General features: G+C 56.6%; 14 protein-coding genes, 1 tRNA gene and 1 rRNA gene (1 of these 16 only partly in view). 6 read left to right on the forward strand and 10 right to left on the reverse strand.

All coding sequences use genetic code 11. From position 1 onward, the window contains the following. A 16S ribosomal RNA gene (locus M493_RS14085) occupies positions 1-734 on the reverse strand; it reaches 825 nt to the left of the window's first position. A gap of 452 nt (positions 735-1,186) precedes the next feature. Here M493_RS14085 and M493_RS14090 point away from each other — a divergent pair. Continuing rightward, positions 1,187-2,008, forward strand: a complete 822-nt coding sequence (locus tag M493_RS14090) for a protein-glutamine gamma-glutamyltransferase (RefSeq protein WP_041267997.1) — start codon at positions 1,187-1,189, stop codon at positions 2,006-2,008. Here the strand turns inward: M493_RS14090 and M493_RS14095 are convergent. After that, entirely contained in the window at positions 1,979-2,887 is a 909-nt protein-coding gene (locus M493_RS14095; RefSeq protein ID WP_020961035.1) for a DMT family transporter, read from the reverse strand. The genes M493_RS14090 and M493_RS14095 overlap by 30 nt on opposite strands. Positions 2,888-2,947: 60 nt before the next feature. On the opposite strand from M493_RS14095, the gene M493_RS14100 reads away from it, so the two are divergent. Next, entirely contained in the window at positions 2,948-3,625 is a 678-nt protein-coding gene (locus M493_RS14100) for an MgtC/SapB family protein (protein ID WP_020961036.1), read from the forward strand. 68 nt (positions 3,626-3,693) lie between these two features. Continuing rightward, a tRNA-Ala gene (locus M493_RS14105) sits at positions 3,694-3,766 on the forward strand. Between the two features lie 504 nt (positions 3,767-4,270). On the opposite strand, the gene M493_RS14115 is transcribed toward M493_RS14105, so the two are convergent. Beyond that, on the reverse strand, positions 4,271-5,350 hold the full coding sequence (locus M493_RS14115) for a DnaD domain-containing protein (protein ID WP_020961038.1): 1,080 nt from the start codon (positions 5,348-5,350) through the stop codon (positions 4,271-4,273). A gap of 248 nt (positions 5,351-5,598) precedes the next feature. Between M493_RS14115 and M493_RS14120 the strand changes: the two genes are divergently transcribed. Then, positions 5,599-6,555 (forward strand): thermonuclease family protein, encoded by a 957-nt coding sequence (locus M493_RS14120; protein ID WP_020961039.1) that lies wholly within the window; start codon positions 5,599-5,601, stop codon positions 6,553-6,555. A gap of 121 nt (positions 6,556-6,676) precedes the next feature. Here M493_RS14120 and M493_RS14125 read toward each other — a convergent pair whose 3' ends face one another. Both M493_RS14125 and M493_RS14130 read right to left on the reverse strand, forming a co-directional pair. Next, positions 6,677-6,928 carry a hypothetical protein gene (locus M493_RS14125; RefSeq protein WP_020961040.1) on the reverse strand — a complete coding sequence of 84 codons (252 nt, stop codon included), beginning with the start codon at positions 6,926-6,928 and terminating at the stop codon, positions 6,677-6,679. 57 nt (positions 6,929-6,985) lie between these two features. Continuing rightward, entirely contained in the window at positions 6,986-7,486 is a 501-nt protein-coding gene (locus M493_RS14130; RefSeq protein WP_020961041.1) for a GNAT family N-acetyltransferase, read from the reverse strand. A 130-nt stretch (positions 7,487-7,616) separates the two neighbouring features. Between M493_RS14130 and M493_RS14135 the strand changes: the two genes are divergently transcribed. After that, on the forward strand, positions 7,617-8,795 hold the full coding sequence (locus M493_RS14135) for an MFS transporter (RefSeq protein ID WP_020961042.1): 1,179 nt from the start codon (positions 7,617-7,619) through the stop codon (positions 8,793-8,795). 158 nt (positions 8,796-8,953) lie between these two features. On the opposite strand, the gene M493_RS18565 is transcribed toward M493_RS14135, so the two are convergent. From M493_RS18565 to M493_RS14145, 3 genes are all read right to left on the reverse strand, one after another. Further along, a complete protein-coding gene (locus M493_RS18565) occupies positions 8,954-9,103 on the reverse strand; it encodes a hypothetical protein (protein ID WP_158413369.1) in 150 nt (49 codons plus the stop codon). 135 nt (positions 9,104-9,238) lie between these two features. Continuing rightward, positions 9,239-12,454 carry an efflux RND transporter permease subunit gene (locus M493_RS14140; RefSeq protein WP_020961044.1) on the reverse strand — a complete coding sequence of 1,072 codons (3,216 nt, stop codon included), beginning with the start codon at positions 12,452-12,454 and terminating at the stop codon, positions 9,239-9,241. 229 nt (positions 12,455-12,683) lie between these two features. Beyond that, positions 12,684-12,866: an H-type small acid-soluble spore protein gene (locus M493_RS14145; RefSeq protein ID WP_020961045.1), complete on the reverse strand. Its 183-nt coding sequence runs from the start codon at positions 12,864-12,866 to the stop codon at positions 12,684-12,686. 113 nt (positions 12,867-12,979) lie between these two features. Here M493_RS14145 and M493_RS14150 point away from each other — a divergent pair, with 113 nt between their 5' ends. Then, positions 12,980-13,975, forward strand: a complete 996-nt coding sequence (locus M493_RS14150; RefSeq protein WP_041268000.1) for a potassium channel family protein — start codon at positions 12,980-12,982, stop codon at positions 13,973-13,975. Here the strand turns inward: M493_RS14150 and M493_RS14155 are convergent. Next, positions 13,972-14,376: a YugN-like family protein gene (locus tag M493_RS14155; RefSeq protein ID WP_020961047.1), complete on the reverse strand. Its 405-nt coding sequence runs from the start codon at positions 14,374-14,376 to the stop codon at positions 13,972-13,974. The genes M493_RS14150 and M493_RS14155 overlap by 4 nt on opposite strands. 395 nt (positions 14,377-14,771) lie before the next feature. Next, the gene (locus M493_RS14160) at positions 14,772-16,055 is read right to left on the reverse strand and encodes an IS110 family transposase (RefSeq protein ID WP_020959148.1); all 1,284 of its coding nucleotides are present in this window, start codon (positions 16,053-16,055) and stop codon (positions 14,772-14,774) included. Positions 16,056-16,158 lie beyond the last annotated feature (103 nt).

The following is a 16,158-nucleotide window of genomic DNA, read 5'->3' on the forward strand; positions in this document are numbered from 1 at the left end:
CACTGGTGTTCCTCCACATCTCTACGCATTTCACCGCTACACGTGGAATTCCGCTCTCCTCTCCTGCACTCAAGTCCCCCAGTTTCCAATGACCCTCCACGGTTGAGCCGTGGGCTTTCACATCAGACTTAAAGGACCGCCTGCGCGCGCTTTACGCCCAATAATTCCGGACAACGCTCGCCCCCTACGTATTACCGCGGCTGCTGGCACGTAGTTAGCCGGGGCTTTCTCGTGAGGTACCGTCACCGCGCCGCCTTGTTCAAACGGCGCTCCTTCGTCCCTCACAACAGAGCTTTACGACCCGAAGGCCTTCTTCGCTCACGCGGCGTCGCTCCGTCAGACTTTCGTCCATTGCGGAAGATTCCCTACTGCTGCCTCCCGTAGGAGTCTGGGCCGTGTCTCAGTCCCAGTGTGGCCGGTCACCCTCTCAGGCCGGCTACGCATCGTCGCCTTGGTGAGCCGTTACCTCACCAACTAGCTAATGCGCCGCGGGCCCATCCGCAAGTGACAGCCAAAGGCCGCCTTTCAACCGAAGACCATGCGGTCTTCGGTGTTATCCGGTATTAGCTCCGGTTTCCCGGAGTTATCCCGGTCTTGCGGGCAGGTTGCCCACGTGTTACTCACCCGTCCGCCGCTGACCAAACCAGAGCAAGCTCCGATTCGGTCCGCTCGACTTGCATGTATTAGGCACGCCGCCAGCGTTCGTCCTGAGCCAGGATCAAACTCTCCAAAAGAAAGTTGATTGGCTTCATTAGCGTCGACACCGAAGGTGTCGAAACGCTCGCGCTTCGTTTCGTTCAGTTTTCAAGGAACGATCGCACTGCTTGGATACAAGGGATTTCATTTCCACACTAACTTGTCTCTCGCAAGCAGCTTCTTTATATTAGCATAACATCCTTTTGATGTCAACGGTTTTTTTCTTGCCCGTCGCGTCCGAACCGTTCGTCCGAGCAGCGACGTTATTTACTATATCACCTCAAAAACAAAAATGCAATACCTTTTTTATTTTTTTTTGCGACATCGCTGTCATCCCCATTTTTCGTTCGATTCATGATGGGAATGCGCCGCCCGCCGCCTTGGCAACTCGTTTTCCTAAAACAGACGAATACACGCAGCGGCGGATGCATACATTTCAATAATATATCGCTCACTTGATCCCCACTTTCTTGAAGGAGGCATCTTGGCGTTGATTCGCATCTTGTCATCTCCGTCCGGTTTTCACGTTGCCGACTCGTCCTCGCTTTCGCCCGGCGAACAGCGCATTTTGCACGCCCTTGTGTCTTCCCCCGAACTATATACGTACCAAAATGAACAGCAGCTCCTGTTTGAAATTAAACTTCGCAGCCACATCGTCCAAGCGGCGGTCGACTTGGCGAAAAGCCGGGCGCGGTTTGCCATTTTCCGTTTTTCACGCTGCAACAGCCAGTTTTGGGAGCGGGATGAGCGCGGAGGATTTCGGCTTCGGCCAGACGTTCTTCCGTCTGACGCCATTAACGATATTTTTGTCAACAGCGAATTGTACGCTTTTGAGTGCGCGACGGCGATCGTCATCGTTTTTTATAAAGCGGTGCTTGAGGTGATTGACGTGTCAGCGTTCAATCGTTTGTTTGCCCATTTGCTTCTGTATGACTGGCATACGGACAAAGACCTCGGCATCGAAACGAAAAAGGGAGAACACTTTCTCCCTGGGGACTGCCTTTATTTTAAAAACCCGGACGTTGATCCGCTGACACCGCAATGGCAAGGAGAGAACACCATTTACTTGGGCGATGGCTTGTTTTACGGACATGGCATCGGCATCGAGACAGCGGACGGCATCATCGCTGCGCTCAACCGAAGGCGAAAACGGGGGGCGACAAAGTCCGCCTACCTTCTGCCGCACATTACGCAGGTGAATTTTCTTTATTTGTCCCAATTCGCCCGCAACTTCGATGAATTTCGTCTGCCGCTTCGCCGCCTGCCATGGATCGCTGGGACGTTAGGGTCCGCTGCTTTCTTGTATCGTTAGCGGCCCTTTTTCGTTTTTCTCCCACAAATACAGTCCGATTCCTGTTAAAATAAAAATACCACCGATCCATTGAAACAGGCGGATCGGTTCATCGAGCAGCCAATATGCCAAAGCTGCCGCGCCAATCGGTTCAAACAAAATCGCCATCGACACCGTCGAGGCGCTCACCCATTTGACGGCCCAGTTCATCACCGAGTGGCCAAACAACGTCGGGACAACCGCCAAGGCGAGAAAACAAAGCCAGTCGGCCGGTTGGTAGGCGGTTAGCGAAAACCGGGACAAGACGGCGTACAAAAACAGCGTAGCCGCACTGAAGCTGTACACGATATACGTATACGTCATGAGGGACAACCGTTGGCGCACTTCCTGGCCGAACAGCCAGTACGCCGTCACCATCGCGCACGCCACCAACGCCAACATGTCCCCATAGAGCGCTTCGCCGCTGACGCGAAAATCGCCCCAGCTGATCAAGACGCTTCCGGCAATCGCCAAAACGGCGCTTGCGAGCGCGCCTGCCGTCAACCGCTCGCGGAAAAAGAGCGCTCCGCCCGCAAAAGCGAACAGCGGCTGCAGCGTCACGAGCACAACCGAGCTCGCTACCGATGTATAGTCAAGCGACTCAAACCAAAGAATAAAATGGAATGCAAGCAACACCCCGGAACAAATCGAAAACCACCAGTCACGCCGGGAAATGTGCTTCAGTTCGTGGATATGGCGAAGAAAAAACGGCGTCATGATGACAACCGCGAAAAAGAGCCGGTAAAACGCAATGACGGCCGACGGCGCCGCCGACCATTTGACGAAAATGGCCGATGTCGACACCGCGAGCGCGCCGATCAATAACGCAGCATACGATTTCGCCGTGCTTGGCGGCTTCATATTTCCATCTCCTTACCTATCGTTTTCTCAACCATTATATCACGAACGGAGTGAGAAAAAATGATGTTTGATCCGTTCCTCAAATTAGGGATTTCCGCCATCCTTGGACTCATTATCGGGTTGGAACGGGAATTGAAACGAAAACCGGTCGGGTTGAAAACGTGTCTTGTGATCTCCATTTCCAGTTGTTTGTTGACCATCGTCTCAATCGAGTCGGCGTACATTTTCCCGTCCCGGGATCATATTACAATGGACCCGCTCCGCCTTGCCGCGCAAATCGTATCCGGGGTTGGGTTCCTCGGAGCGGGCGTCATTTTGCGCCGCGGCAACGACAGCATCACCGGGCTGACGACCGCCGCGATCATTTGGGGGGCGGCAGGGATTGGCGTGGCGGTCGGCGCGGGCTTTTATTGGGAGTCGGCGTTCGGTGTGGCGCTGCTTATTGTCAGCGTCGAACTCATTCCATTTTTAATCAACTTTTTCGGTCCGAAGCAACTGCGCGAAAAAGAGGTGATGCTGCAAATTACAGTCGATGATGCGAAAAACATCGCCAAAGTGATTGACCACTTAAAACAGCAGCGCATCAATATTAAAACGATCCGCATTAAAGACGTTGAGGAAAATGAGCATCTGCTGAAATTAAAAGCCGTCATTGACCAAAAGCGCTCGACCGCCGACATTTATTACGCCATTCGCTCCATTGACGCCGTCGTCCATGTCGATATTGAAAGCGGCTGATGAAAAAAGATTGCAAACAGCCGCCAAACTATATATAATGGAACATGGACAGATGATCCATATCGTTCGGGGCATTAGCTCAGTTGGGAGAGCGTCGTGCTGGCAGCGCGAAGGTCACCGGTTCGAGCCCGGTATGCTCCATCCGTCAAACCCTTGCGCAGCAAGGGTTTTTTGTTTTTCTGATCTCAGGAAACGGCCATGAACCGTCACCCCGCGGCATTGTCCCGCCGCCTGCGCCTGGAGGCGGAAGGCGCGGGCTGTCTTTGACAGGAAATGGGGCGGGCCATCCCTATGCCCCCGCGATGTGCGATTCGAGCCGAACTCCCCTCCGGCTTTCACTCCGTTTCGAACAACCAAACCGCTCAACAAGCGCAACAGACAGCCGAACTTCCCTTCCGCTTCCACTTCGTTTTGAACGAGAGACTTCTTTCGGCGCTATGGCACTACCAAGGCTTGGGCCGTTTAGAGGGCGTCAAATTCTTGACATTCCGCCTTTCCCCGCGGCGGGATCAGCACGCCCAGGCAATGGGTTTCACGTTCTAGGCGGGCAAGCCTGATGCGCGTTCGGGAAACGGCTCCCCCTCGAATAGGAAGGCATGCGCAAACGGTGCTCCGATTCCCCCGCCCCCCCCCTGGCCATCGATCTCACCCGTTCGGGCCGGTTTTGTATGTTTTCAACCGCTCCTCGAGCTCGCGGCGCGCCTGTTCGACGTCAAAGTCGTCGTCTTCCGGCGTGCTGTAATCCATGTTCAGCCAGTCAGGCACAATCTCGGTGCGGATCGGTTTTCGCACCGGCCGGCCGCCGTCGGATGGGGAAGGGGCGGATCGTTGTTTCAGCCGCTGTTCCCGAAACACAAGCCGCGCGGCGCGCACTTCGCCGACGGTGCGGTACCCTTTGTCGGCCCAGTCGCGCAAGACCGTTTCGACGTACGCCCATCGTTTTGCATCGTTTTCCACCGCGAGTTTCAGCGCCTCTAAAACCAATTCCTCCGACGTATCGCCCACCCACATATTGATTTTTTCCCGCAAATACCCGCCGATGGCTCCAAACCCGTTTTGCTCACAGAAACGGACAATCTCTTTGTACGTGCGCACGCGCGCGTCTTCTTCCTCTTCTCGTTTTCTCTCTGATGTCCTCTCTGTTGTTGTCTCTGGTATTGGTCTTGTCAAATTGAGCGCTTCGACCGTCTCATCTGACCAGCTGGACGGCTCATGTTGCGCGGACGAACGGTCCATTTGGCCCGTCGTCTGTTCAAGTTGGGCGCTCGAGGCGCCATTTTGGGCGCGACGCCCGCCGCCTTGACGGCTCAAAACATCCTCACGAACGGCCGCCGCGCTGTGCGACACCGTTGCAGCGGCGCCGTCAAGCGTCTGTTCACATTTTTCGCCCGCCAAATGTTTCGTGACTTCGGCGAGTTGGCTGTAGTCGATCCGGTACCATTTCGTTTTGTCGATTTTGGAACGATTGAAGTTGGCCGAAACGATGACGCCCATTTTTTCCAGTTTGGTGATCATTCGGCGGATGGTGCTTTCCGACCAGAACGGAAACTGTTGATGCCAGTCGCTGTATGTGTTGTACACCCAGCGATGGCCGTCGTGAATGTGCTCGCTTTTTTCAAGCCAATAGTGCAGCTGCTGCACGATGATGCTTTCGTTCAGCCCGATCGCCACAGCGAGTTGCGGCAACACGATTAACGGTTGGTCATCCAAAAGCAATTTCCCCATTCGCTCCCTCTCCTTCCCTTTCAACGTGAAAGTTCTTTATAAACGTTCCATTTTTTTGATAAACTTTCTTTGACGCCGCAGCAAATGATGCAAGAGCGTGAAAATCGCGATTTTTGCCTAATCGGAAGAAGAAAAGGAAGGAAAAAAGGGTGAAAATCGCCGATTGCAAGCGGAAAGGTCCGTTCGGCATTTAGGCTTTGAAACGAGCCGGCGCGGCTTGACGGCACATGTTGGCGAGGGGGATCGTGATGAGGCGAATGATGATCATGATCGTTTGTTGTTTGGTGATGGTAGTTCCGATCTATGCGGCCGCCCATCCTGGCGAGCTGGATGAATTGGGCGGACATTTCCGCAACAGCGACTGCACGTACTTGCTGCATGAACCGACTGCGCTCGCGAAACAGGCGAAAACGAAAGAAGAACTTGTCGAACTGATTCAGAAATACAACGGCAATGAACGATGCAAGCGGAACCTCACCCCTGACCGCATTGACCTCGACGGCCATGCGCTCGGCGGGAACGAGGACGAAGCGACGATTCGGCTCGGGCGCACGTATCAAGCTGAACTTGTCGAGTGCATTGATGGCGACACGGCGAAATTTCGCCTCAACGGCCGCGTGTATACGACGCGCTTTTTGTTCATCGATACGCCGGAAAGCACGATCGACGTCGAGCCGTATGGAAAAGAGGCGAGCCAGTTCACCTGCTCCCGCCTGCAAAAAGGCGGCATTGCGCTTGAGACGGACGGGAAGACGTTGTTTGACAAGTACCAGCGGCTGCTCGCCTGGGTGTGGGTGGACGGCCGCCTGCTGCAAGAGGAGATCGCCAAAGCGGGATTGGTGGAAGACTTTTATGACTATGGCGATTACAAATACGAAGACCGCGTCCGCGCCGCGCTGGACGAGGCGAAACGGACGGGGGCGGGCATGTACGGAAAGGGCGAGGCGGATGAAAAGCCAACGCCGAACGGGGCGGGCCAGCCGCCTGATGACAGGCGGCCTGAAGGCAACAAGCCGGCAAACGAGGCGCCCGCTGACAGCCCGTCCGCCGATCGTCCGTCTGCTGACAGCCAGCGCGCCGATCAACCGTCCGCTTCCGATCAAGAGGCGGCGCCGAAAGACCGCGCGGGCCATCCCGTTGTTTATACGTTGTTTGGTTTGTTGGCGGCGGCCGCGCTCTATTGGCTCGTCCGCCGGAGGACATGACCGGTGCGGGCGGACGATGGCGGCTCGAAACGCCCGACCGCCCGCGTCTCGGCCCCGTCAATGAAACAGCCTGTCCGGTGTGGACAGGCTGTTTTGGTGCAGGCTGCGGGACAACCCGCCGCTATTGTTTCGGAAGCAGCTCTTCAAGGGCGGCGTCATCACCGGCAATTCGCCCTTTCGCTGCCTCAAGCCGGCGAAAGCCGTATTTTTCGAGGCGCATGATTTGCCCATCGGTCAGATCGGTATACGCGATGACCGACGGCGTGCCGGACGATTTGTAAATCAAGTTGCCGGTCACCGGGCATTGAAAGGCGTCGGCGACAAATCCTTCGCCATCTTGAATCGTAAACAGCCGAATCGGCATGACGTTCATGTCATTCCCTCTTTCCTTGGCATTGTCATAATTATCCGTGCCCCATCCGGCGCCATTCTATACAAGCCGTTTGCCGACGATGACTAAATCGCGTTCGATGCCGTCAAGCTCAGCGATGCGCGGAAAATATCCCCATCGTTCAAACCCGAAGCGGGCAAAAAGCCGCAAGCTCGGCTCGTTATGGGCGAAAACAAAGCCGAGCAGCGTCTTGATCTCAAGAGCCGGCGCTTGGTCGATCGCCCGCTTGAGCAGCGTGGTGCCAAGCCCCCGGCCGCGGTGCGATTCGGCGATGTAAATGCTCACTTCCGCCGTATGGCGGTACGCCGGGCGGCCGTAAAACGACTGAAAGCTGAGCCAGGCGCAAATGGCGCCGCCGTCTTCCACGACCCAAAGTGGGCGGTGGTGCGGGTCATGGGCTGCAAACCACGCTTCACGGCTTTCAACGGTGACAGGCTCCAAGTCCGCCGTCACCATCCGGCTTGGGATCGTTTCGTTGTAGATGCGGACGATGTGCGGCAAATCGGCCGCCGTCGCATCGCGGATCACCCATTGTTCCATCCGAAATCCCCCTTTTCGATTCCTTTTTCGCGTCCAAAGCCGCTTTTTTCGCAGCGCATTTCAGTTCCAAAAGCGAAAAAACCGAGAGTATAATCATAACTATGTACAAACACAAAGAAAGGAGAACGACATGAAACGCCAGCTTGTCGTCTATCTCGTCTCGCTTGCCGCCTTTCTCGGCCCGTTTACACAGACGATTTACACTCCTATTTTACCAGAAGTGACAGCCGCGTTGGCGACTTCTTCGTTTTGGATCAACTTGACGATTTCCATTTTCACTTTTTTCTTGGCGATGATGCAAATCGTCTACGGGCCGCTCGCCGACCGGAAAGGGCGGCGGACGGTGTTGCTTGCCGGCGTCGGCATCTACGTCGCCGCCTCGCTCGGCTGCTTTTTCTCCACCTCCATTTATGCGCTTTTGTGTTTCCGCGCCTTGCAGGCCGTCGGCATCGCCGCCGGTTCGGTCGTCGCCGCTACGGTGATCGGCGATTTGTTTGCCGGGAAAGAGCGGGGCAGGGCGATGGGGACGTTTCAAATGATGGTGTCGCTCGGGCCTGTCATCGGGCCGATTGCCGGCGGATTGTTGGCGGAGCATTTTCCGTTTCACGCCGTCTTTTTGGCGCTCGTTGTCGCCGGCGGTTTGGTCGGCATCGGCAACTTTTTGTTTTTAAAGGAAACGAAGCCGGACACCGCCGCCTCCGCCCCGTTCCGCCTCTCCGACTTCGCCGCGGTGCTCCGCCATCGCGCCGGTTCGTCGATCGTTTTGCTTGGGTTTATGCAATATTACTCACTGTACAATTTTCTCGTCTTTTTGCCGGGCATCTTGACGGACCGCTACGGGTTGTCGGCGCAAGAAAAAGGGACGGTGTATTTGGCCATGTCGTCGATGATTGTCATCGGCAGCTTCCTCGGCGGCCGCCTTCAAGGGCGCTGGCCGGACCGGCACGTCATGGCGGCGGCGGCGTATTTGACGGTGGCGGCGATTTTCTTTTTCGTGATCGTCGCCGGGCGGTCGCTCGTGCTGCTAGTTTTGGCCATCGCCATGTTCGGCTTGTTTTTAGGCTTGTCGCTTCCGGTTCAGACGACCGTGTTGACGAACGTCTTTCAGGCGCGGCGCTCGACCGCCATCGGCGTCTACAATTTTTTCCGCTATATGGGCATGGCGTTCGGCCCGATGGTCGGGAGCGCGCTGTTTGCCATTGGCGGCTACCGTCTCGTCTATGCGGTCGACGATGTGCTCTTTTTCGCCTGCGCCTTGTTGTTGACAGCGCGCGCCGCCCGCATGGCCGGGCCGTCTTCTTCCGTCTGAACGGCGCGCCGCTTACGGGAAACCGGACGCCGCGCCGTAACAAAAGGGCGCTTCCGCTTGGGGCGCCTCCTAAAAAGCCGCATCCGGCGGCGAAAAACGCTCTCTCGTCTGAACATCGCGCCGCGGCAAAGACCGCGGCGGATCCCGCCCAGGCTTGCCTACCGCACCGCGCTTAGCCCAGCCGTTTTCCCGGCCGCCGCGCGAAGTGGACTGCTGCCGCTTCCCCCTTGCCGATGGTGGACGCGGGGGCCTCCCGGGTCATTCCGGCAAACGACCGGAATGGACCGGACCGTTCCTCTCGTTTCCAAAACGTCTCTCGCCTCCTCACGGGATTACGCCCTTCCGCTCCCGTTCGGACATCCGGTAAAAATAAAGCGCAAGCCCGGTCCGTTCCGGGCTTGCGCCGCCTGTGCGGCCGCGGTCTTTTCGCGCGCGCAACGCCGCTATTCGCTTTTGGCCGGTTCTTTTTTCCGCCATTTCATCAGCGTCTCGTAGACGATCGGGACGATGATCAACGTGAGAAGCGTCGAGCTCGTCAAGCCGCCGATGACCGTCACCCCTAGCCCTTTTGAAATCAACGCCCCGCCTTCCATGCCGACCGCCAGCGGCAGCAGGGCGCCGACCGTCGCGATGGCGGTCATGAGAATCGGGCGCAGGCGCGTGCCGGCCGCTTCCAAGAGGGCGTCGCGCACCGGCAGCCCTTCGCGTTCTTTCTGGATGACGCGGTCGATCAAGACGATCGCATTCGTCACGACAATCCCGATCAACATCAACATGCCGATCATCGCCGATATGCTGATCGTTTCGCCGGCGGCAAACAGCGCCAACAGCGCGCCGATGACGGCAAACGGCAGCGAGAACAAAATCGCAAACGGCGCCAGACCGCCGCCAAACGTGACGACAAGCACGAAATAGACGATGGCGACAGCCGCAAGCATCGCCAGCCCGAGCTGGGTGAACGACTCTTGAATGTCTTCCGTCACCCCTCCCATCCGGACGTCGACACCGGACGGAAGGCGCAGCTTGTCGAGTTCGTTTTGCACGTCCGCCGACACGTTGGCGACGTCTTTCGTTTTCACCTCCGCCGATACGCTCGCATACACGCGGCCGTCATGGCGCTGAATTTCGCTGTACGTATGCCCTTTTTTCAACTCGGCCACGTCCTCGATCGGCACTTGGATGCCAAGCGGCGACGGGATCGTTGTCTTCAGCAAATCGTGAATATCGGTGTATTGCTCTTTTTTGCCGGCCACGTAAACGTTGAGCTCTTCATCGTGTTGCTGGACTGTCGCAATCGCCTGGCGTTCGCCTTGGCCGGACAAAGCCGCGGCAATTTGGGCGGCCGTCAGCCCGAATTCGCTTAGTTTTTGTTGGTCGGCCATGATCGTATATTCGTCAAACCGGGCGGCCATGCTTGTTTTGACATTTGTCAAGGCTTCCTGGCGGCGCAAAATGTCCGCCACTTCCTCCACAACCGGTTCGATGTCTTCCATTTGATCGCCATAGACGTTGAGCTCAATGACATTCGAGGCGCCTGTGCCGGAAATATCTTGGCTTTGCCATTCCCCTTTGTCGCCGCGCCCCTCAAGCGCCTTCATCACCGTTTCCTTCTCTTCGGCAAAGCTTTTCACATCGGGATCATACTCGACATAAAACAGCGCCGCATTGTCTTGTCCCGGGTTCATCGGGTTGCCCCCGCCGACCGACAGTTGGATGTTCGCCACCCCGTCGCGCTTTTGGAAAAACGACTCGACTTCTTTGGCGATGCGCTCCACGTCATTGGCCGTTTGCCCCGGGGCGGGACTGTAGGTGGCGACGATCATCTTTTGTTCATCGGACGGCAAGAAGCTGACCCCGACGCGCGGAACGAGGAGTAAGCTGGCCGCAAGCAGCAATACGGCCGCGCCGCTGACGATCAGTTTATGGTCAAGCGACCAACGGAGCGCCGTTTTGTACCAGGCCGCCAAAAGGCTTTTCCGTTCCGGCGCCCGGGTGCGTTTCCTTGCCGCGCCATGGCGAAACAGCCCGTGGGCGAGCGCCGGGACGACGGTGACGGCGACAAGCAGCGAGGCGAGCAAGGCGAACACGATCGTCAACGCAAACGGCAAAAACAGCTCGCCAACCATCCCTTTGACCAATCCGAGCGGGAGAAACACCGCCACCGTCACAATCGTTGACGACGCGATCGGAATAAACATTTCGTTCGTCGCCGAAATGATCAGTTTTTTCCCGGCGAGCGGCTCACCCGGCAGCGTCATGCGCCGGTAAATGTTTTCCACAACGACGATCGAATCGTCGACGACGCGGCCGATCGCCACCGTCATGGCGCCAAGCGTCATCAGATTGAGCGTAATGTCCATCTCCCGCAGCAGCAAAATCGCGATCAACAGCGACAGCGGAATGGACACGACAGAAATGAACGTCGTGCGGATATTGCGCAAAAATACGAAGATGACAACGACCGCAAACAAGGCGCCGAACACCGCTTTGTTTACCATCGTGTCGACCGAATCTTCAATCGGCTTTCCTTGGTCAAACACGGTGATGATGCGCAAACCGTCATAACGCGCCTCGAGCTCTTTCATTTTTTCCTTGACGGCGTTGACGACCGCGACCGTATTGGCGTCTTGCGCCTTGACGATTTGCACGCCGATCGACGGCTCGCCGTTTGTCCGGGAAATCGATTCCGCTTTGGCGACGACGTTCACATCGGCAATGTCGCGCAGCGGAACGGACGGTGCACCCGTCTGGCCGAAAGCGCTGCCCCCCGCTCCCCCCATCGCCTGTCCGTGCCGGCCGGAAACGGCGCCTTGCATTTGGGCCGATGCTCCTTGACCTGACGTGATTCCTTGCATCTGGCCGGACGCTCCCATTCCTTCGCCGCCTGCCATCGGTGATGGCAGCGCTCCATTAGCAGAGGCAATCGGAATGCGGAGCGCTTTTAAGTCCTCGACCGTCACGATACGGCCGTCGACGACAACCGACTGTTCCTGATCCGCAAACGTGTACAGCCCGAGCGGAAGTGAAACGGCGGAAGCTTGAATGACGTTGATGACCGCCTGTTCAGTCAGCCCGTACTGCTTTAACTTCTGTTCATCAAACTGAATATGTACTTCTTGCATTTGCTGGCCGGCGACCTCCACCGAATCGACGCCGTCAATGCCCTCCAATTCCGGAACGACATGGCGCTCGACCGTTTCCGTCAGCTCGGCCAACGATTCATTTGGATGGGTGATGCTTAAGGAGATGACCGGAAACGCGGAAAAGCTGATCCGGGAAACGTCCGGCTCCTGCGCCCCGTCGGGCAGCTCCAAATGACCGAGCGCCTCTTTCACTTCGTTTTGCGCTCTTTCCATGTCTTTATCGAACTCATATTCAATTTGCACAAACGACGCATGCTGAAACGAAGAGGAGCGGACAACCGTGACCCCGTCCAAATGCTCGACCCGCTGTTCAATCGGTTCCGTCACCTTCTTGGCCACTTCTTCCGGAGTCGCCCCCGGATAGATTGTCGAAACGGAAATGAACGGGACGTTAATGTTCGGGATCGTTTCGAGCTTCATGTTCGCTCCTGAATACAACCCGGCGACCGCGACAATGATCGTCAAAATCCAAACAGCAAGTTTGTTGTTGAGCGAAAACTGAATGATTTTCCCCACGCGCTTCTCCCCTTCGGTTCGAGATCCATTTGATATTGACTTCATAGTCACTACCTATATGTTAATGACCAAACGGTCAGATGTCAAAAAGGAACGTCCTTCAAGGCAGAGCGTCCGCTCCCCCATTTCCCCCTGCCCGATGCACGATGGGACGGAGCGCATGGGGTGTTCCAATGTCGGCTGCAGCTTGCGGCCGAAAAAAAATCCGCCCCCAATCGGAGGCGGGTTTTTACCCTTCCTTCAGCTCGGCAACCGGTACGTCCCGGCGCTCATTGAGCCGGCCGTCGCGCAAGTGGACGGTCGCCATTTGCTTTTCCTCGTCATACCCGTCAATCCACACCGACACCCCGTTGTAGTACACCGGAATATCGGCAGGGGATGAAACGATTTGTTTGACGCGGTTCATCTCCATCGCCGCTTTCCCCCTTTCTGTCGCATTCCGTTTCCTAGTATGCGTGGAAACAGGAATGATTATGCAAAAATGGTTCACACTAAAGAAGGAAGCGATGAAAAGAGGGATGGATGGTGAAAACGAAAGATTTGCTTGTCTCCTATTGGCGGATGCCGGCTATTCTCCGTCTGTTTGCCGCTGCCAGCGCCATGATCGTGTTGTTTGGCGCACTCATGCGCCTCATTGAACCGAAGACGTTTCGCACCGTCTTTGACGGCATTTGGTGGGCGATTGTGACCGCCGCCACGATCGGCTACGGCGATATCGTGCCAAAAACGATCGCCGGAAAACTTGCCGCCATCGTGCTCATCACACTTGGCACCGGGATTATCACCGCCTACTTCGCTTCCGTCTCCGCGGCGGCCGCCGCCCAGGAAACGGCGCATACGAGCGGGCAACTTCCGTATACGGAGCGGGGACATGCCATTATTGTCGGCTGGAATGAGCGGGCGCGCGAAGTGTTGGCTCGCCTCGTACAGCGCGACTCCTCGCTCCGTTTTGTGCTCGTCGATGCCACCGTGCCGTCCCATCCGATGCCGGACGTTCCCGTTCACTTTATTAAAGGTCCGGCTGGCGATGATGCCGTGCTGAAGAAGGCCAATATCAGCCATGCCCGGTTTGTGCTCATTACCGCCGACCCGCACAAAGCGGAAGAGGAGGCGGATAAGGATACGATCGTCACACTGCTTGCCGCCAAAAGCCTGAACCCGTCGGTGTACGCCATCGTGGAAATTTTGACCGGCCGAAACGTCCAAAACGCCTTTCGCGCCGGGGCCGATGAAGTGATTCGGACAAACTTGTTGGCCAGTTTCGCCATGGCGGCCAGCCTTCGCTCGCCGGGAGTCGCCGGCGCGCTTGAAAGGATGCTCGGCCGCTTTGGCGAACAAACGCTCCGTCTTCTCGATCCCGACGAACAACAAATCGGACAGCCGTTTCACACCGTGCAACAGCAACTATTCGAGCAAAACGTGACATTGCTCGGCGTCGTCCGCGGCGACAACGGAAACATTTCCGTTTTGCCGCAACGCCCCATTAAAGAGGGCGACCGCCTGTTCGTGTTCGTTCCTTAATCGAGCAGGCGGCGCTCCAGTTCTTGCACGAGCGCTTTGCCGACGGAAATGTACGGCTCCGGAACGGTCGCGTCCGGGTCTTGCGGTTCAGCGAACTGGTTGAACGCTGCTCCTGCGTTGCCGACATCGGCGAAATCGTCAATCCCTCTTTGGTATTTATGCGCAAGCAAAAACGGCCTTCCGAGCTCCACCGTCGTCCCATGTGAATCAAGCTGCCCATCGACCGCTTGAAACGGCACACGCAAAAATTGGTAGCCTACATGATCCGCGATTTTGTAATCGAAATAGCCATGATCGTAATCCCAGCCGCCGCCGATCACATACCCCATCGGCTTTAATTGCCTTTCCAAATCATGCAGTTGAAATTGTTTTCCTTCCAAACGGGATGGAAGTTCAATCATCGACAACCCCTCCCTCTAGAAATGTTGATATATCAAGGCTTTTCGGCCTCTCAGGGGTGCCGAAAAAATATTTTTCGACAAAATCCCTTACATCCTTTTTCAATTTTGTGGATATCTTACAGACCTAGGGTGCGCTTCGCGGCCACGCCTGGATCCATTTTCCTGACGTGGGAGGAAGTGTATTCGATGCACCCTTGGATCTCCGCATCGCTGATGAGGACGAACCCTCCCATGTCTCCGGGCGTCTTTGCGCCAACATTCCCTCGTTCGGTCTCGTCATCAGGCGGAGGCCGGCCAAGCTCCTTTCGGGACTCGAGGTCGAATGGATGAGATCACGCCAGCTTCTCCGGTGTCATCCTGTTGTCCAACACTTCTTCCGTTCGTGGGGGGAGGCCTTAGGCCGCCCGGTGTGGAACATGGGACAAGACGTCCTGCCTCATTCGCTCCGCGTCAAACGCTTGTTTCTTCGTGCAAATCGCAAACAGCACATTCAACAGCTTTCGGCATAACGCGACGATGGACTGCTTTCCGGTCAGCGGGTTGACGGGCCGGGTCGTATAGTACTCATGCAGCTCGCGAAACGCCTCATTGTGCCGGATCAGCGGAATCACCGCCCGAAACAGCACCGATCGCAGCCGTTTCCGTCCCCGCTTCGAGATGTGCTTTTGCCCTTTGCGCTGGCCGGAGGAGTTCTCCTTGAGCGTCAGGCCCGCCAACTTCACCAATTGACGCGGGTCCCGATAGTGGGCAAAACTGCCGATCTCCGCCAGCAGATCGATGATCGTGGCATCTCCCAACCCGTCGACCGTTTTCAGCCATTGATACTCCATCGTTGTTTGAACCAATGCCTTCAACTCGGCGTCCAACGCTGCGATTTCGGCCTCGAACTGGCGGTATTGGCGGACGAGCGCGGCGATCTCAAACCGGGCCATCGTCGTCCCTTCCGTCACCCCAATCGAGCCCTTCGCGGCGTCGATCAACGCCTGAATTTTCGCTTTCTGCGGGCATTTCAGCCCTTCGCTTTGCCGGTACGCCTCCAGAAGCTCCTCGGCGGTCCGACCCGCCATATCGGCCGGAAGCGGCGTCCACTCCAGCACCGCCAGCGCTGTTTTCCCCAGGTCGCGAAACACGGTCCAAAACTCTGGAAAATACCGATCCGTCCAACGGATGATCGCGTTTTTCACCGCCGCCTGTTCCTTCCGGAGCTTCTCTTTGAGCGTGCTCCCGACGCGCAAATCCGCTTCGATCTCGTGCAGCAGCCGGGGGACGAGGAATCGCCCGTCTTTCGCCAGCCTGGCGATGACCAGGGCGTCTTTGGCGTCGTGTTTCGTCGGCAGGTTGTCATCGAGTTCTTTCGACCGGCACACATGCGCCGGGTTGACCATGACCAGCGGGATCCCGTTTTCCTCGAGGAAGTAGGCCAGGTTCAACCAGTAGTGCCCGGTCGGCTCCACAGCGACGATCACCTGTGACTTCCCGAACGCTTTCCTCCCCTCCTGAATCGCTTCATACAGCTGTTGAAACCCCTCTTTCGACTGGAAGATCGGGAACGACTTGCGAAGCACGCGCCCCCGGTCATCCACGAAGCAGGCGTAGTGGGTTCGTTTCGCGATATCGATGCCCACGACCAATGTGTGTTCCGTGACTTGATTGATTTTCTGATTTTGTGTACAATTCATCTGAAGTCCTCCTTGGCATGATGGTAGGTATTGTTTGGCACCCCTGCATCATACCAAGAGGGCTTTTTTTGATCAAGTCCCCGGAAAAGCTCCTAACGGGAAT

Origin of the sequence: Geobacillus genomosp. 3 (assembly GCF_000445995.2) — a bacterium.
GTDB lineage: Bacteria > Bacillota > Bacilli > Bacillales > Anoxybacillaceae > Geobacillus.